The organism is Rhodococcus erythropolis R138 (assembly GCF_000696675.2).
Lineage (GTDB): Bacteria > Actinomycetota > Actinomycetes > Mycobacteriales > Mycobacteriaceae > Rhodococcus_F > Rhodococcus_F erythropolis.
The window spans coordinates 5,788,453-5,805,635 of sequence record NZ_CP007255.1 but is presented as its reverse complement, the minus strand read 5'-3'; the positions used below and the strand labels follow the sequence as shown (position 1 = coordinate 5,805,635).

Sequence of the window (17,183 nt, the reverse complement as noted above, 5' to 3'; positions counted from 1 at the left end):
TCGAAGTGTTGGTACGCGCGTCCGATTATTGGTCCGCTCACCTGTGTCGGCCGGTCCGGTTAGGCTCGCGAGGTGAACGCAAACAGGGGGCGTGCGGAGCGAGCTTCGAGGATGAACAAACCCATCTCCGCCGACGCTCGGGCGGTGCATCCGGGCGTGCGTATCGCGGCAGAATGGTCGTGGCGCCTCATCGTGATCTTTGCCGGGCTACTGGTTCTCGGATACGTGGTTCTGCGCCTCGAGACCGTGCTCATCCCGGTGGGGCTGGCTCTACTGGCATCGGCTCTGTTGATTCCGGTTGTCGATCGGCTACAGGTGTGGGGAGTTCCTCGCTCGGCAGCTGTGATCGTCGTTCTGCTTGCCTCGATCGGACTGGTCGCGGGAATCATGACGTTTGTCGTCGAGCAGTTCATCGACGGGTTGCCCCAGCTCACCGACCAGTTCACGGCCAGCGTCACGCAGATTCAGAACTGGCTCACCAGCGGACCGCTGCACTTCAGCGAGGATCAGATCCGCCAGGCTGGTGATTCGGTCGTCAAGTCGGTGCAATCCAATCGTGAGTCCCTGACCAGCGGCGCCTTGACCACGGCGACAGTCATCGGCGAGATCTTCACCGGGGCATTGCTGACGCTGTTCACTCTCATCTTCTTCCTCTACGGCGGCGACCAGATCTGGCAGTTCGTCACCCGGATCGTTCCCACCGACGCTCGTCGTCGCGTGCGGATCGCCGGTTCTGCAGGTTTCGGGTCGCTGATCGGTTACGTGCGGGCCACGGTCGCGGTTGCAGCCGCCGACGCGATCGGTATCGGTGCCGGCCTTGCGATCCTCGGGGTGCCGCTCGCCCTGCCGCTGGCGTCGTTGGTGTTCATCGGCGCGTTCATCCCGATCGTCGGTGCATTTCTGACCGGTTTTCTCGCGGTGCTTGTCGCTCTGGTCACGAAGGGTTTCCTGACGGCACTGATCGTCCTCGGCATCATCATCGGCGTCATGCAGCTCGAAGCGCACGTGATGCAACCGCTGTTGTTGGGTCGCGCTGTTCGCCTGCATCCGCTGGCAGTCGTTCTCGCCATTACAACGGGCATCGTCCTCGCCGGAATCGTCGGCGGGCTCTTGGCTGTTCCGATCGTCGCGGTCCTGAATACCGCCATTCGTTCCCTCCTCGCCGACGACCCGGATATCGCGTACGCCGAACTGCACGTCGAAGATCCGGAGACCCCACTGTTCCCCGCCGAACCCGACGAGCCGCGCGCCGAGCCTCGCATCGTGAACCCCACTCCTCCCGATGACTGAGCCCACCCGCCGTCGTCGGCTGCACTATCAGCCGACCGTTCGCGAGGCGTCGGGCGTCGACACCGACCCTGATGCCCCGCTGTGGCGGGCGGCGCAGGCATTTCGCCTCGTCACGCTGGTGTACGCGATCAGCTACCAGTTCGCTTCGGCCTCCGACTACACCAACTCCCGGCTCAGCTGGTTCTTCGTCGCTCTGATGGCCGTGTGGACCGGGGTGTCGGCGCTGTTGCTCGGAACTTCCGGTGCTCTGTTCGGTAAGACGCTGCCGAGGTACCAGGTGGTGATCGCCGATCAGGTGGTCGTCATCTTGCTGATGGCGTCGACGAGGCTGGTCTCCGACCACGAGTGGTATCAGAATCACCAGACGCTCCCCACCACGCTGTGGGCCACCAACGCGGTCATCTCCGCGGCAATTCTCGGCGGGCCGTGGCTCGGTATGGCGTCCGGAGTTGTCATTTCGGCGGCCAGCGCGATCATCCGCGATCAGGTCAACCTGGATCTCTGGCGCGATGCGACGGCTCCCGTTCTCGTATCGGTTGGTCTGGCGTTGGGCTTGGCCACCACCACCGCTCGGCGCTCGCATCGGCAACTCGAACAAGCCGTACGTCTGGCCGCGGCAACGGAAGAGCGCGAACGCTTGGCACGCGAAGTACACGACGGCGTTCTGCAGGTGCTGGCGATGGTGCGCCGGCGAGGAGCCGCACTCGGCGGCGAGGCAGCTGAGCTGGCCGCTCTGGCCGGCGAGCAGGAGGTCGCGTTGAGAATGCTGATTTCCGAGCAGGTTTCGGGTGCCGCGGCAGATGTCGGCGGACAGACAGTGGATCTGTGTCCGCTGCTGACTACGCAGGCCAGCACGTCGGTGTCGGTGTCGACGCCCGCGCATCCGGTCGTGATCGAGCGCGATCGAGCAATCGAACTGGCAGCCATCGTCGACAATGCCCTGTCCAATGTCGGGCTTCACGCCGGTCCTGCGGCGAAGGCGTACGTATTGCTCGAAGATCTGCCGGACGAGGTGATCGTCAGTGTCCGCGACGACGGCGTCGGAATCCCCGAAGGTCGCTTGGCGCAGGCCGAGGCCGAAGGCCGCATGGGAGTATCGAAGTCCATTCTCGGTCGAGTACAGGTGCTCGGCGGAACTGCAGTCCTGCAAACGGGGCCGGGGGAGGGCACCGAATGGGAGATCAACGTTCCGAAGGGGAAGAGTGAGCGTGGCTGACGAAAAGGGCGAGAATCCGGTGACGGTGATGGTCGTCGACGATCACCCGATGTGGCGCGACGGTGTCTCCCGGGACCTCGAAGCCGCGGGCTTCACCGTGAGCGCCACGGCGGAGGGTGTCGAGAGTGCGCGCCGCCGAGCCGCCGCCGTGCAACCGGCCGTGGTTCTGATGGACATGAACCTGCCGGACGGAAACGGTGCCGACGCCACCACCGCGGTGCTCGAGGTTTCGCCGAAGAGCAAGGTACTGGTGCTTTCGGCCTCCGCCGAGCGTGACGACGTCCTCGACGCGGTCAAAGCCGGAGCGTCGGGTTACCTGGTCAAGAGTGCTTCGGTGGCGGAACTACTCGAGGCCGTGCGAGCGACTTTCGACGGACAAGCTGTCTTCACACCCGGCCTCGCCGGATTGGTGCTCGGCGAGTACCGCCGGATGTCGACGGCACCGGCCGACGATCGCGCACCCGAGCTGCCTCGGCTCACCGACCGTGAGACCGAAGTGCTCCGTCTTGTCGCCAAGGGGCTGAGCGCAAAACAGATCGCCACGAGGCTCTCGCTCAGCCACCGGACCGTCGAAAACCACGTCCAGGCGACGCTGCGGAAACTTCAGTTGGCCAATCGCGTCGAGCTCACGCGATACGCGATAGAACAAGGTCTGGAATAACGTTTATCCTGGAAATCATGGAGGCCAGGAATCTACGCGTATCCGATGCCGAACGAGAGCACGTCGGCGAGCTGCTGCAGAAAGCTGTCGGTCAAGGGATGCTCTCGCTCGGTGAGTTCACCGAGCGCATGGACACTGCCTTGGCTGCAAAGACGCGAGGTGAGCTCAACTCGGTTCTCGCCGATCTTCCGGGCATCACGCTGATCTCCGACTACGACCCACCCGCGTATCCCAATGCAGGTCAGCCGATGTACCAAGGCCAGCCGTATCCTGCGCCGACGTACCAACCCCAACCGCCGCCGGTTCACCCGAGCCCGCCTTACCGCGCTCCCGTCGGCGCTCCGGTTGTCGGTAACTACGGAACGGCAAATGCTGCCGTGATTCGTGGACGAATGGCGACGGTGACGCGAAACGGCGCATGGATCGTTCCTCCCGCTGTCGTGGTCGATACCAGAATGTCCAGTGTGACTATCGATTTCACGCGCGCTGTGATGCAGACGCAGGTCGTGAACATCTCGATCGACGACTACGCCAGTTCGATTTCACTGATCGTTCCCGAAGAGGCGACGGTGGACATGAACGGTGTCGAGGCAGTCGGAGGAAGCGCGTCGAACAAGGTTCGTTCCGGCCCGCAGATGGGCCCGCTGCATCTGGTGGTGCACGGCAAGGTGCGATTCGGCAGTGTCACCGCGAAGCATCCCTTCGGTACCACGATCCGAAAGATGTTCGGCTCCTGACCTTTCAGTGATACGCGCGGGTCAACATCTCGGCGACGCACACGGGTTTGTCACCGTGTTCTCGTTCGAATGTCTGCGTCACCGTGATCTGGACGCCGCCATTGATCGGTTCGACTTTGCTCAACGTCGCACGCATGCGGACGCGAGAGCCAACCGGAAGCGGAGCAGGCAACCTGACCTTGTCGAATCCGCAGTTGAGAGCAAACGCAAAACCCTCGAGCGAGAACATCGCATACGAGAACATGGGTCCGAGTGAGAGCGTGTAGTTGCCGTGTGCGATCGTTCCACCGAACGGTGACTCCTTCGCGCGATCCTCATCGACGTGGATCCACTGATCGTCGCCGGTGACCCGGGCGAACTCGTCGATGGACTCCTGCGTGACATCGTGCCAGTCGCTGACGCCCAACTCTTGGTTCAGGTTGGCGCTGAGGTCTTCTGCTCCGGTGAGTACAAGCATGAATCTTCCTTTGATCGGTAGGTGCTGGCAGTCGGTCAGTGACTTTCGATGCCGAATCCCACACCGTGCGTCTGTGCGATCTCGGCGGTGGCAACGAGATCGAATTCGATCCCGAAATCTGCTTCTACCCGCGCTGCAACCGATTCCGCGGCGGAACCTGCTTCGGCCAGTAGTTTCGGCATCAGTTCGAACAGGTCTTCCATCCCTCCGGGCGTGATGATTTCGAGAATCCGTGCTGGAGCGTCGTCGGGATTCCACACGGCGTGCCACTGGCCACGCGGTTTGAAGATCATGGCGCCAGTCTCCGCGTAGACGACCTCGTCTCCGACCATCGCTGCGACGCGGCCACTTTGAACCACCGTGTACTCGTCTTCGCGGCTGTGGCGATGGACCGGTGAGGTCATCGAATGCGGAGCGATGCGGTGTTGTACAAGAGAGAATCCTCCCTCGGTTTGTTTGCTTCGAACCATCATCCGGACGCCGGTGGAAGCGAGAGTCCCGGCAAGATCTACGTCCGGCCCGAGGACGGTCGTCGTGGTGTGGTTTGCGGAATTCGGTGACATCGATTTGGTCCTTTGCCGTCGTGAGCGTCGTTGGCTGCGCTCCGGTTTCGATTCTCGAATCATGTACCAATCGGTCTAGTGATGCAAGGTTTTGGCTATTTATGCACTTCAAGTGTTGTCGATATGTGTACTGATCGGTATGTTGAACTTATGTCTACGAGGGATTTGTTGGTCGATGCCGCTGCCGACTTGTTGCAGCGGAAGGGGTACGCGGGAACGGGTGTGTCGGAAGTGCTCTCGGCGAGCGCGACCACCAAGGGGTCCTTGTACTTTCACTTTCCCGGTGGCAAGGAAGAACTCGCAGGCGAGGCTCTGAGGCGACGCGGTGAGGCAATGGCCGATTTCATCCGGCATCTCCTGGAGAGCTCACCCGATGCCGCCACCGCGATCTCGGCATTTGCTGCCGCACTGGCTGCGCGTTTGTCGGATTCGGACTACGAACGTGGATGCGCCCTGGCTACGGCAACACTGGATGCCGCAACCGAATCCGAGGTCATCCGTGGTGCTTGTGCGGACGGGTACAACTCGTGGCTGGGGCTGCTGGCTCAGCGCCTCGAAGCCGACGGTTGGTCCCGCGAAGACGCAGAGTCCGAGGCAATTCTCGCTTTGTCCGCACTCGAGGGCGCGCTTGTCCTCGCTCGGGCGCGTCAGGATCCCGCTCCGCTTCACACTTCGGGTCGGTTGCTCTCCGAACGATTGCGGAATGCAGCGCCTCGGCGATAGTTCCCTGTCGGTCGATGATGCAGTCGGTCGATGGTGCCGTCAGTCGAAGGTGTCCTCAGTTGAATACGAGAACTCCCCCAGGCTGATCGAGTAGTACTACTCATCTGATCGGCTCGGCCACGCAGCAAGCTCGTAGCCATGACCACACCGAGCTCTCCCGCCGTCGATCCGCGACTGGTGACCGCCCTCTCGGCCGAGTGCGACAGCATCGGCCGGCAGTTGCGCCACATGGGCCAGAACCTGTCGATCCTGCAGACTCAGCTGGCCTCGGCTACTGTTCCCCCGCCCATGCCGGTAGTTCCGGCACCCGCAGCTCCGGCGCCACAGATGCCGCCAATGCGTCCTCAGCAGAACGTGCCCACCTGGCAGCCGCCGACGTATCCGGTTGCCGCACCTCGCCAGCCCTGGTGGCAACGCGACGGTGTCATCAGTCGACTCCTGGCCGCGGCCGGTGTTGCCGTCACACTGATCGGCGTCGTGATGCTGCTGGTACTTGCAGCGCAGGCCGGATTCTTCGGACCGCCGCTGCGGGTGCTCGGTGGCGCACTCCTTTCCGGCGCCTTGGTGTTTGCCGGGGTGCGGGTCCACGGACGCCCAGGCGGCAAAGTGGGAGCGATTGCTCTGGCCGCCACAGGTTTTGCGGGAATGTACCTCGACGTCGTCGCTGCCTCGGTTCTCTACGGCTGGGTGACGACGCCGCTCGCGGTGGTGATTGCCTTCGGGATTGCCGCGGCCGGGGTTGCTTTGGCGGTGAAATGGGATTCCGAATCACTGGCGCTCATGATCGTTCTGGGCGCAGCGGTGCTGGCTCCCGTGTTGACGTCGGGAATATCGTTGACTCTCATCGGTTTCCTCTTCGCGATCCAGTCGGCGACGTTCTCCGCCCAACTCGGTCGTGACTGGAAGTACCTGGGCATGGCGCGCACAGTACCGGTGGTTCTCGCGCTGCTCGTAGCGATAGCGTCGGAGTCCATCTTCAGCGAATCCGGTAACAGTGCAGTGCAATTGGTGATCAGTGCCGGCGTGGTTGCAATAGTGGGCGCGGGCTGCGCGATGGCTATGCAGTGGACGGGTTCGCCCTCGCGCGGCGGAGTTGCAGGGGCGTGGTCCACCGCTACCTTTGTTGTCTCGTCCCTTCCGCTGATGAGCGTCGGGGCCGTGCTCGGGCGCACCGAATCCGCAGTGCTGTACGGAATTGCTGCGCTACTACTACTTTCCGCTGCAGCGGCAGCCAAGCCTTTGCCGACGCAACTGCGATTCGGACTGGGCGCAACCGGCGCTCTCGCATTGTTGCTGTGCTGCTTGTCCGGGGCGACGGAATCTCTGGTCGTACCGCTGGTCCTCACCGTCGGCATGATCTTCCTCAGAGTCTCGCTGTATGCAGGTTCGCGCTTCGTCTTCGCCCTCGGAACCGCCTTTGCGGCAATCGGATCGATCGGATATCTCACGACGGTTCCGCCGGAAGCGTTGACGACTGCCCGTGCCGCATCCATGCAACTCGGTGCGATCACGGCACTCTCGAGCCTGACGGCGATAGGTGCACTGGTGATGCTGGTGTGGGCGATTCACCGACTGAAGTTGATCGCCGATTCGAATGCAGCGGTTCTATGGGCGGCCGCAGGGTTTGGTGTCCTCTACGCGGTGGCGTGTGCGCTCGTCTCATCCGGCGTCGAAATCTTCGACAGTGCAACCGGATTTGTTGCCGGGCACAGCGTTGCAACCATCGTCTGGATGCTTGCCGCCACGTCAGCGCTGGTGCTCGGCCTGAACAACCGTCAGCATGCTCGCGTTTTGCTCGGAGCTGGTCTTGCTCTCACCAGCGCGGCAGTGGCCAAGCTGTTCCTCTTCGACCTGGCCACGCTCAGTGGGCTGGTGCGCAGCGCTGCCTTCCTGGTGGTCGGCTTGCTGCTCCTGCTGGTCGGGACTCGTTATGCACGAGCCTTCGCCAAGCAGGAGCAGGTCAGCTCCGCTTCTGGATCATGAGTCAGCTTCGCTTCTGGCGAGCGATGAGCTCGCTGACACTGATGGCGCCTGCATCGTCAGGCCGGTGCCTGCCGGTGGCGTTGTCGTCGCCGTCAGAGGCATCCGAGACTCGGGGCTCGGTGGGACGACGCTCCGGAGCGATCGGTGGAGGCGGCGACTGGGGGGTCGCCTCCACCGAGGTCGGGGCCGAGCCGTTTGTTGCAGAACCGTTTGTTGCAGCGCCATTTGTTGCAGAACCGTTGGTAGCACCGTTTGCAGAGCCATTCCGGCTCGAGCCGTTGGTACCTGAACCGCTGCTTGCCGAACCGTTAGTACGCGAAGGCGTCCGGACCACCGGCAGCGGCCGTGAGGCCGGGGGAGTCTGTTCCCGAGCCCGCAGGTCCGACAACCAACTCTCGATGGGACGCTCGGCCGGCGCAGTGGGCGTCGGGTTTCTCCGCTTGTCGGTGGTGTTCGGTTGCGGTCGGTACGAAGGATTGGGGACCGGTGCCTCGATCAAGTTCTGGGGCGCGCTGGCTGCACTCCCGATATCGAGACGACGTCGCGGTGCCGGCTTCTCCGCGGCAGGTGTATCCGTGTTCGGTGCCTTGATCGTCATTTCGCTGAGCGGAATGGGCTCGGTGAGAGGATCGGGAACACGAGGTCCGCTTTCCGGCTGTGCAGCCGGGGCAGGCGGCGGCATGACCCGCGAGGCCGCTTCGATCTTGCGCGGCTGACCCGGTCCGGCGATCGCACCGACGGGCGCGATCTCCGGGACGTTTGCGAGCACAAGTTCGTTGTCGAGGATCGGCTCACCCAGCCCGATCTTCTGCTGGATCCGCTTCATCCAGGCCGGGGCCCACCAGCAGTCGTCGCCGAGCAGTTTCATGGTCGCGGGGACCAGGAACATTCGGATCAGCGTGGCGTCGATGATCAGCGCGGAGATCATGCCGTACGAGATGTACTTCATCATCACCAGATCGGACAGGCCGAATGCACCGGTGACCACGATCAGAATCAGTGCGGCAGCGGTGATGATCCGGCCGGTATGTGCCGTGCCGATTCGGATGGATTCGGTAGTACTCGCGCCCTGCGCTCGCGCTTCGACCATGCGGGAGAGCAGGAACACTTCGTAGTCGGTCGACAGGCCGTAGACGATCGCGATGATCAACACCAGGACGGGAGACATGATCGGTCCCGGCGTGAAGTTCAACAGACCGGAACCGTGGCCGTCGATGAAGATCCAGGTCAAGATTCCGAGCGTCGAACCCAGGCCGAGCGCGCTCATCAACGCAGCCTTGATGGGCAGGACGAGCGAACCGAACGTCAAGAACATCAGCAGCGTCGTCAGCAGGATGACCGATACGACCATCAGCGGCAGACGGTCGAGCAACGCGTCGACGCTGTCCTGCTCGATGGCCGGAGTACCGCCGACGAGCACAGTTGTGCCCTCGGGCCAATCCGCGGATCGCAGATAGTCGATGGTGGGACGTGCCTCGTTGCGCTCGGTCAGACCGGCTTTTAGGACGTTGACCCCGTCCTTGGTCGCGACCTCCGGGGTGAACTTCTCGACCAGACCCGGCGCAGCGTTTGCGGTCTTGGAAATCTGACCGAGAGTGGTGTTGTCCGCTCCCTCGATGACGAGTCGAACGGGCTCGGTGCGATTGCCGGGGAAGAGTTCGTCGAACTGCGCCTGCGCGACACGCGTGGGGCTGTCCGGGGGCAGGTACGTCTCGTTGATACCGCCGAACTTGATGCCCGTCAGCGGAATGATCATCAGCAGTAGAGCCGCGACGATCGGGACCGCGACCTTGAGCGGATGCTGCATGACCCAGCGGGTGAGCTTGCCCCAGAAACCGTTCTCGATTTCCTCGTTGGTCTTGGTCTGGCGCAGTTTCTTGAAGGTCAGCGCGTCGATCCGCTTGCCGAGAATGCCGAGAATCGCGGGAAGAATCGTGATGGACGAGATCGCGGCAAGCATGACGGCAGCAATGGCGCCGTAGGCCACCGATTTGAGGAAGCCCTGCGGGAACAACAGCAGACCGCCGAGGCTGACGGCAACCATGGTCGCCGAGAACATGACCGTTCTACCCGCCGTCATGACCGTTCGGCGTACTGCGGTCGGGGTGTCGTACCCCTCGGCTATCTCTTCTCGGAAACGGCTGACGATGAACAGTCCGTAGTCGATCGCGAGACCCAGGCCGACCAGAGAGACCACGGGCGCAACAAACGCGTTGACCTCGGTGAAGTTGGTGATCAGTCGAATGATGCCGTTGGCGCCGATGACGGTCAGACCGCCGACGATCAACGGGAGGGCTGCAGCGACGACGCCACCGAAGACGAAGAACAGCAGGACACCGACGGCGGGAATCGCGAGCATTTCCATGCGCTTGATGTCGTTGGCCATCGTGTCGTTGAGCGAATTCGCGACAGGTTGCAGGCCGGCGAGTTGCACGTCGACGCCGTCGATGTAGAACTGCGACTCGACGTCGCGGAAGTTGTTGGACACCGCAGTGTCGTTGTCGCCGGCGATCGCGATGCTGGTGACCGCGTGTTGCTTGGTCTTGTCCGCAAGGGCCGCCACCGAGAGACCGTTGTCGACCTTGAAGTACGAGCCGTTGATCTTCATGATCTGGTCGGGGTTGTCGGCGACGAGCCGCTGCAGATTGTCGATGACCTTCGCTTGGAACTCGGGGTCGTCGACGGTCTTGCCCTCCGGCGCCGTGTACAGCGCCAGAACGTCACCCGTCGTGCTGCGTCCGAACGTGCCGTCAGCGAGTTTTGCAGCCTCTACCGATTCCGACCCCGGATCGTCCCAGCCGCTCTGGCTGAGATGATCCTGCAGGCTCAGGCCGTACGCAGCGAGCCCGAGGAGCCCCGCCACCATGACAGCGATGACGGTGAAGCGGGCTCGATAGACGATGCTTCCCCAGCTGGCGAACACTGATCAACTCCTACTCGGCAACACTTTTTCGCCCGATGAGCAGGGCAGAAAGCGGTCGGAACGGCTGCAACCAGGCGCCCTCGTCGGGCAGGGTGTCCAGGCTTACCCGTGGCAGAGGCTCACGGAAGACACCTGGGATGTCCTCGAGATCGACGAAGTCCAAGATATCGGACGACACAGCCCAGCTGGCGTGTTCACGGAACCCGAGAACCTGGACCGGGATACCGGTTGCTGCGATGTCCTCGAGAGGTTCGCGGAACGCTTGGCCGTCGGCGGACGCGACCATGATTCCGGCGAGGCCCTCGCCGTACCGGAGCGCGATGTGCTCGAGCATGTCCGAATCGACATCGCTGTCTTCATCGACCTTCGGCTTGGCGAACACCGCGAAACCCACGTTACGCAAGGCTTCGACCCAAGGACGAACGACGTCGGCGCTGCCGGACGCGATGTTGGTGAAGACGGTCGCCTCAGGCTCGAGCGTGCCGCTGTTCTGTGCGGACAGTTCGGCGGTGCGAGAGAGCAGCCAACGACCCAAAGCGTCGAATCGTGGCCGGTAGGCGGCGGTAGGCCGGCCACCGAGGATGGCGCCGAGGCCCATGTCCAGGTTGGGGGCATCCCAGACCAGAAGCACCCGCTTGGGGTGGCGGGAGTCACGACCGAAGTCGAGAGGAGATTCCGACGACGTCACGTCGTCGGATAGCTGTTCGCTGACGCTCATGCTCTGATCTTCCCCCATATAAGCTCGGTGATTGCACTACCGACCTTATGGGCTTTGTCCTCGAACTTGGTGACCGGACGCTCGTGGGTCATCGGAGACTCCCAGTCGAGTGCGGTCAGCAGTGGCTCGGCATTGCCGGCTTCTTCGATCCATTCGGCGTACTCGGCGTGATCGGTTGCCACGTGCAGGACTCCGCCGGGCTTGAGGCGGTTGGCGATCAGCGCGAACGTCGGCCCCTGCAGGAGGCGACGCTTGTGATGGCGGGCCTTGGGCCACGGGTCCGGGAAGAACACCCGGACGCCCGTCAGGGACTCGGGGGCGACCATGTTCTCGAGTACGTCCATCGCGTCACCGCGTAGTACGCGGACGTTGGGAATCTCTTCACGCTCGACCTGCTGGAGAAGTTGCGCGAGCCCCGGGCGGTACACCTCGATCGCGATCAGGTTCACGTGCGGTTCCGCCTTGGCCATAGCGGCCGTCGCGGTGCCGGTACCCGAACCGATCTCGATGATCAGGGGTGCCTCGCGTCCGAACCAGGCGTTCGCGTCGAGCGGTGTGTCCGAGACGTCGGCGCCGATGAGCGGCCACTGACGGTCCCAAGCCTGCTGCTGCGCGTCGGTCAGCGCACCCCGGCGAGAGCGAAAGCTGGTCACTCTCGGATGGAGACGGGACCCCTTGGCGTGGTCCGTCTGCCCCGTGTCAGGGGTCTGCGGTGCATGCTGATCGGCTTCGTTCACGAACCCATTGTCACGCATGACCCCCGTTTAGCGCAGACGGGTCTGAAGTTTGAGTTGAGACTTTCTGCGGAAAGTCCTGAAACAGCCGACTTCGGACAGCTAGCGAAAGAGTGGTGTCACCTGCCGTCCTTGCCGAGAACCTGACAGAATCTCACCGACACGATGGGGACGTGGGGTGGGGATGAACACAGGATTTGCATGCAGTAATTGGTCACGAATGTTGCCCGCAGAATCGATCGACGACGCCTGCGCGGAGCCGATCGACCACTTGCGCGCTCTGGCATATCGGCTGACGTCGATCGATTCGGGAGCCGCAGAGGCGGTTCACTCGGTGCTCGGATCGCTGAGCGCGCCGCTCGAATTGGTGGTCGCCGGGCGAGCCGGGGTGGGGCGGTCGTCGTTGGCGCGGATCCTGGGGCGCGACGACCGGTTCTCGCACAGAGTCGTCGGCGCACCGGTTGTGGTGACCGAGTCACGCGCGTTCGACGTCCCTGGAACGCCGAACCCCGATCTGGGTCGTCGTTGCGTTGTCTACGTGGTGGTCGACGCGGTCCGCGACGTCGACGGCCGAGCCATTGCCCGAGTTTCCGATCGTGTGGTCGTCGCTGCGAACAAGGCTGACTTGTTCGGGCCGCGCTGGGACGAGGCGCTGGGACGGGCCGCGGAGATCTCGGAGACCGTCGGCGTGCCCACGGTTCCGGTGGAGACACTGACCGGGCGCGGCGTCGAAGAATTGTTCGAGGCTCTCGGACCTGTTCTGGAGGCGCAGTGGTGGGGCCGGGTCGAGCAGATCGGCCCGGCGCTGAGGCGGTCTGCCTCGCGCAGCGCTGCGGGCAGGGACGAGATCGAGTTGTATCTGAGTTCGGACTCCGCGGTGCTGTTCGGCGCCGCGGCGGCGATGATGAGCCCCGAAATTCGAGCCCTGCGTCAAGGCGAGCCTCCCGATCCTCGTACCGCCGACGACGCGGGCACATGCAGCCGGTGGTGGGGCGAGCTCGTGGACGGGTCGGAACAGGCTCCGCAACAAAGGGTCTCACTGATTCGCCGCGGGTATGTGCGTCGGTGGGCGCAGCTCGGGGGCGATCGCTCCGCTCCGGCGGTGACCGATGGATAGCGTTTCGGTACTTCCGGATTCGGTGCTGCGCGTGGTGCAGCGATGGAATCCGGCATCCGATCCGGGTCGCCAGGTCGCCGCCGAAACATCCAGTGGCACTGGAATTTACGTTGTCGGCCCACCGAGGTGTGGACGGGAAGACGTCGCCCGGATGTTCAATGCTTCGGATGCCTGTTCGACAGTGACACGCGAGGTGGACGCCGACGTCGTACTTCTGGTCGTCGACGCCGCCAGTGTGATCGGACGCGAGGATCTTCTTCTTCTCGACGACGCTGCAGAGAGCGGAATCCCGGTGGTGGTCGCGCTGACCCGCATCGACGTCTACCGAGACTGGCAGGCGGTGCGCCGGCGTGATGCCGAGATTCTTGCTTCGCACTGCACCGCTTTTGCTCAGGCCCCGGTGGTCCCGATTGCGCCTGGTCAAGAGCAGTCGCTCGTTGCCGTCGTGAGCCGGGCGGCACGGGAGAGGGAAGCAGGCGGTTCGGATTCCGGTGTCATCGCGCAGACGCGCCGGATGATCGAGATAGAGATCAGGAATCTGCGTGACAGTGTTCCAGGTGCCGAACTGCGGGCCGAGCGATCACAGCTGCTCGCAGACCGTGACGGCCGGCGAGGCGAACGCCTGGTGCAGGTGCGAAGCCGACTGCAGCGAGCGCGCGGGGATCTGTCACAACAAATCGCCGAGGCAACCCGGGCTACGGTCGCGGGGGCACGTGCCTGGGTCGATGCGGCCTCGCGAGCCGAATTGGGCAGCGTGCCGACGCGACTGCAGCACGAGGTCGACCACCACACCCGGGTGTTCGATGCCGCGATGGCGGCAGCGGTGGAAGTGGCGGGCACGATCGGATACATGCCTTCCCCACGGATTCCGGAGGGCCCGCCGCGCCGTCAGCGCGGAAACGAGGACCGGGTGACAATTCTTGTCGGCGCGTCCGCGGGTCTCGGCCTCGGCCGTATCGCGGTGACTCCGCTGGAGATGATTCCGGCCCTGGAGTTCGCGAGTATCCCCGTGACGTTGGTTCTGGGTGGCGCCGCGGCGTGGTGGTTGGCGCGAACTCGCGGGCTGACGGCGGATCGTGCCTACTCGAGGTCGTGGATCGTCGAATCGATGTCGACGGTTCGCGCACAGTGGGAGCAGCGAGTCCAGAGTGTTCTGCTCGAGGCCGAGGCGGATCTGGGAGCGGCGATCATGGCGGAGAGCCGCGAGCAGGTGGCGTCGGCGCAGGCCCGAATCGTGGAGATCGACGGTGAACTTCGTGAGCTTGCCGCGGCCAGATCAGGGCAACTGGCGTCGTGCGAGCGCGACCTCGCCGTTTTGAACGCCGCCTACTGACATTCCGCGAGTGCAGAGTTCTCCACAGCGCCGCAATTTCGGCCTCGACTGATCGTCGGGGTCTGGTAATACTGAGCGGACGGTTTCGGTAGGGGTTGCCGAAGCAGTAGGTCACCATCCAGTAGGGGGAGTAATGGACGCATTTCTGATCACGGCCGGACACATCGACGGGCACGAAGCCGAAGCGCTCGATCCTGGGCGTATCGAGCCCGAGACCTTCGGGCCCTCGTCGGGACCGGTCGATGCCGGCGACCTGAACTTCGACGCCTTCGACTTGGACGGTGACGGAACGGTCGACAGCCGTGTCGTCCACTCCGACGACGACGTCGTGATCGTGTCCGATTTCGATCGCGACGGTAGCGCCGATCGCCTCACGATGATCGAGTCGGACGGCGACTACTCGGCCTGGGAATGCAGTCGAGACGACGAAGGCGCCCTCGTGTGGCAGAAAATCGATGCCGGAGCGCTCTGAAAAGGTTCCGTTTATGTGCTCTGAGCGCCGGGTAGGCACCTGAACACACCAACTGAATCGTTTCTGTGACATTTCTGACCGCACCCGATTACCTGCAGGTGAACAGCCAGCGTTAACCTCAATACATAGGACACCCGGCGTCCGTGAAATCCACGTGAGTGGATGACGCGGCTGGACCCCGTCGAGAGGGGGACACCGGGATCGACTGGTATCGGGGCGCTGCAGTTTGCATCCGGTGTCACGAGAACCCGGTTCCGGCTCACCCCAGGAGAGTTTGATGACCTCAGCGACCATTCCCGGTCTCAATGGAACTGACGGCACGCCCCCCACGCAGCACAAGGAACTGCTTGCATGGGTGCAAGAGGTTGCCGAACTCACCCAGCCTGATCGCGTCGTCTTCGCAGACGGCTCGGACGAAGAATGGGACCGACTGACAACGAAGTTGGTCGAGGCAGGAACCTTCACCCGCCTCAACGACGAGAAGAAGCCGAACTCTTTCCTCGGCAACTCCGATCCGTCCGATGTCGCGCGAGTCGAATCGCGTACGTACATCTGCTCGAAGGAAGAAATCGACGCAGGTCCCACCAACAACTGGATGGACCCGGCGGAGATGCGCACCCTCATGGGTGACCTGTACCGCGGTTGCATGCGTGGACGCACCATGTACGTCGTGCCGTTCTGCATGGGCCCCCTCGACGCCGAGGATCCGAAGCTGGGCGTCGAGCTCACCGATTCCGAGTACGTCGTCGTCTCCATGCGCGTCATGACCCGCATGGGCAGCAAGGTTCTCGACAAGCTCGGCACCGACGGATTCTTCGTCAAGGCGCTTCACTCGCTGGGCGCTCCGCTGGCCGATGGCCAGGAAGATGTCGCGTGGCCGTGCAACGACACCAAGTACATCACTCACTTCCCCGAGGATCGTGAGATCTGGAGCTTCGGTTCCGGCTACGGCGGAAACGCTCTCCTGGGCAAGAAGTGCTACTCGCTGCGTATCGCTTCGGCAATGGCGCACGACGAGGGCTGGCTGGCCGAGCACATGCTCATCCTCAAGCTCATCTCGCCCGAGGACAAGGCCTACTACATCGCGGCGGCATTCCCCTCCGCTTGTGGCAAGACCAACCTCGCGATGATCCAGCCGACCATCCCCGGATGGCGCGCCGAGACCCTCGGTGACGACATCGCCTGGATGCGTTTCGGTGAGGACGGACAGCTCTACGCCGTCAACCCGGAATTCGGTTTCTTCGGCGTGGCTCCCGGCACCAACTGGTCGTCGAACCCCAACGCCATGCGCACCATCGACCAGGGCAACACGGTCTTCACCAACGTCGCTCTGACCGACGACGGTGACGTCTGGTGGGAAGGCCTCGAAGGCGACCCGCAGCACCTGATCGACTGGAAGGGCAACGAGTGGACGCCCGAGTCGGGCACCCATGCGGCTCATCCCAACTCGCGTTACTGCACCCCGATGTCGCAGTGCCCGATCATGGCTCCCGAGTGGGACGACCCGAAGGGCGTGCCGATCTCGGCAATCCTGTTCGGTGGACGCCGCAAGACGACGGTTCCGCTGGTCACCGAGGCTCGTGACTGGCAGCACGGCGTCTTCATGGGTGCAACGGTCGGCTCCGAGCAGACCGCAGCAGCCGAAGGCCAGGTCGGTACGGTTCGCCGTGATCCGATGGCTATGCTGCCGTTCCTCGGCTACAACGTCGGTGACTACTTCCAGCACTGGATCGACCTCGGCAAGTCCGCGGACGCGTCCAAGCTCCCCAAGGTCTTCTACGTCAACTGGTTCCGCCGTGGCGACGACGGACGCTTCCTGTGGCCAGGCTTCGGCGAGAACTCTCGCGTCCTGAAGTGGATCGTCGAGCGCATCGAGCACAAGGCTGCCGGCATCGACACCCCGATCGGCGTCGTTCCCACCGGATCGGCACTCGACATCGAAGGCCTGGACGTGTCGGACGCCGACATCACCGAGGCCCTCGCGGTCAACATCGACGAGTGGAAGGCCGAGATCCCGCTCATCGAAGAGTGGTTCGACTTCGTCGGCGAGAAGCTGCCGACCGGCATTCGTGACGAGTTCGAAGCTCTGAAGCAGCGGTTGGCCTGATAAACCGCCCCCGTATGTAGTGGCCTGATGCCGCATTGGTTCAATTTGATGAACCGATGCGGCATCGGTCGTCTGTATGCCCTTGCCTGTAGCCGTTATGCAGTTCAGCCGTAAAGCAGTGATCAGCGAATCGAGCGGGTCGACACACT

Annotated in this window: 15 protein-coding genes; 10 read left to right on the top strand and 5 right to left on the bottom strand. The window is 63.3% G+C overall.

The genetic code is table 11. The annotated features are described in order from the left end of the window. Positions 1–111: 111 nt before the first annotated feature. The 4 genes from H351_RS26690 to H351_RS26675 are packed head-to-tail and all read left to right on the top strand — an operon-like array spanning position 112 to position 3,904. A complete protein-coding gene (locus H351_RS26690; RefSeq protein WP_019747101.1) occupies positions 112–1,290 on the top strand; it encodes an AI-2E family transporter in 1,179 nt (392 codons plus the stop codon). After that, positions 1,283–2,506: a MacS family sensor histidine kinase gene (macS, locus tag H351_RS26685; RefSeq protein WP_020906401.1), complete on the top strand. Its 1,224-nt coding sequence runs from the start codon at positions 1,283–1,285 to the stop codon at positions 2,504–2,506. Before H351_RS26690 ends, macS begins: the two co-directional genes overlap by 8 nt. 28 nt (positions 2,507–2,534) lie before the next feature. Continuing rightward, the gene (locus tag H351_RS26680; protein ID WP_047269712.1) at positions 2,535–3,167 is read left to right on the top strand and encodes a response regulator; all 633 of its coding nucleotides are present in this window, start codon (positions 2,535–2,537) and stop codon (positions 3,165–3,167) included. Between the two features lie 17 nt (positions 3,168–3,184). After that, positions 3,185–3,904, top strand: coding sequence for a DUF1707 SHOCT-like domain-containing protein (locus tag H351_RS26675; RefSeq protein WP_029254571.1), 720 nt, complete (start codon positions 3,185–3,187; stop codon positions 3,902–3,904). 4 nt (positions 3,905–3,908) lie between these two features. Here H351_RS26675 and H351_RS26670 read toward each other — a convergent pair whose 3' ends face one another. Together H351_RS26670 and H351_RS26665 are read right to left on the bottom strand one after the other, a co-directional pair. Then, positions 3,909–4,361 carry a MaoC family dehydratase gene (locus H351_RS26670; RefSeq protein ID WP_021333131.1) on the bottom strand — a complete coding sequence of 151 codons (453 nt, stop codon included), beginning with the start codon at positions 4,359–4,361 and terminating at the stop codon, positions 3,909–3,911. A 35-nt stretch (positions 4,362–4,396) separates the two neighbouring features. Further along, on the bottom strand, positions 4,397–4,924 hold the full coding sequence (locus H351_RS26665; RefSeq protein ID WP_021333132.1) for a cupin domain-containing protein: 528 nt from the start codon (positions 4,922–4,924) through the stop codon (positions 4,397–4,399). Positions 4,925–5,074: 150 nt separating this feature from the next. Here H351_RS26665 and H351_RS26660 point away from each other — a divergent pair, with 150 nt between their 5' ends. Beyond that, a complete protein-coding gene (locus tag H351_RS26660) occupies positions 5,075–5,647 on the top strand; it encodes a TetR/AcrR family transcriptional regulator (RefSeq protein ID WP_019747106.1) in 573 nt (190 codons plus the stop codon). 138 nt (positions 5,648–5,785) lie between these two features. Beyond that, positions 5,786–7,630 carry a DUF2339 domain-containing protein gene (locus H351_RS26655; protein WP_029254573.1) on the top strand — a complete coding sequence of 615 codons (1,845 nt, stop codon included), beginning with the start codon at positions 5,786–5,788 and terminating at the stop codon, positions 7,628–7,630. Between the two features lies 1 nt (position 7,631). Here the strand turns inward: H351_RS26655 and H351_RS26650 are convergent, their stop codons facing one another. From H351_RS26650 to trmB, 3 genes are read right to left on the bottom strand one after another with little or no spacing between them, the layout of a single operon-like run. Beyond that, complete coding sequence (locus H351_RS26650) at positions 7,632–10,553, bottom strand: MMPL family transporter (protein WP_029254574.1); 2,922 nt, start codon at positions 10,551–10,553, stop codon at positions 7,632–7,634. A gap of 10 nt (positions 10,554–10,563) precedes the next feature. Next, positions 10,564–11,271: an NYN domain-containing protein gene (locus tag H351_RS26645; RefSeq protein WP_003945733.1), complete on the bottom strand. Its 708-nt coding sequence runs from the start codon at positions 11,269–11,271 to the stop codon at positions 10,564–10,566. Then, positions 11,268–12,026, bottom strand: a complete 759-nt coding sequence (gene trmB, locus H351_RS26640; protein ID WP_019747110.1) for a tRNA (guanosine(46)-N7)-methyltransferase TrmB — start codon at positions 12,024–12,026, stop codon at positions 11,268–11,270. The genes H351_RS26645 and trmB overlap by 4 nt, the downstream gene beginning before the upstream one ends. A gap of 199 nt (positions 12,027–12,225) precedes the next feature. Between trmB and H351_RS26635 the strand changes: the two genes are divergently transcribed. The 4 genes from H351_RS26635 (at position 12,226) to H351_RS26620 (ending at position 17,034) form a co-directional block, all read left to right on the top strand. Then, a complete protein-coding gene (locus H351_RS26635) occupies positions 12,226–13,122 on the top strand; it encodes a GTPase domain-containing protein (RefSeq protein WP_029254575.1) in 897 nt (298 codons plus the stop codon). Further along, positions 13,115–14,455 carry a hypothetical protein gene (locus H351_RS26630; protein ID WP_029254576.1) on the top strand — a complete coding sequence of 447 codons (1,341 nt, stop codon included), beginning with the start codon at positions 13,115–13,117 and terminating at the stop codon, positions 14,453–14,455. The genes H351_RS26635 and H351_RS26630 overlap by 8 nt, the downstream gene beginning before the upstream one ends. Positions 14,456–14,588: 133 nt before the next feature. Continuing rightward, positions 14,589–14,927: a DUF6802 family protein gene (locus H351_RS26625; RefSeq protein WP_021333139.1), complete on the top strand. Its 339-nt coding sequence runs from the start codon at positions 14,589–14,591 to the stop codon at positions 14,925–14,927. A gap of 277 nt (positions 14,928–15,204) precedes the next feature. Further along, positions 15,205–17,034 (top strand): phosphoenolpyruvate carboxykinase (GTP), encoded by a 1,830-nt coding sequence (locus H351_RS26620; protein WP_029254577.1) that lies wholly within the window; start codon positions 15,205–15,207, stop codon positions 17,032–17,034. Positions 17,035–17,183: the final 149 nt, after the last annotated feature.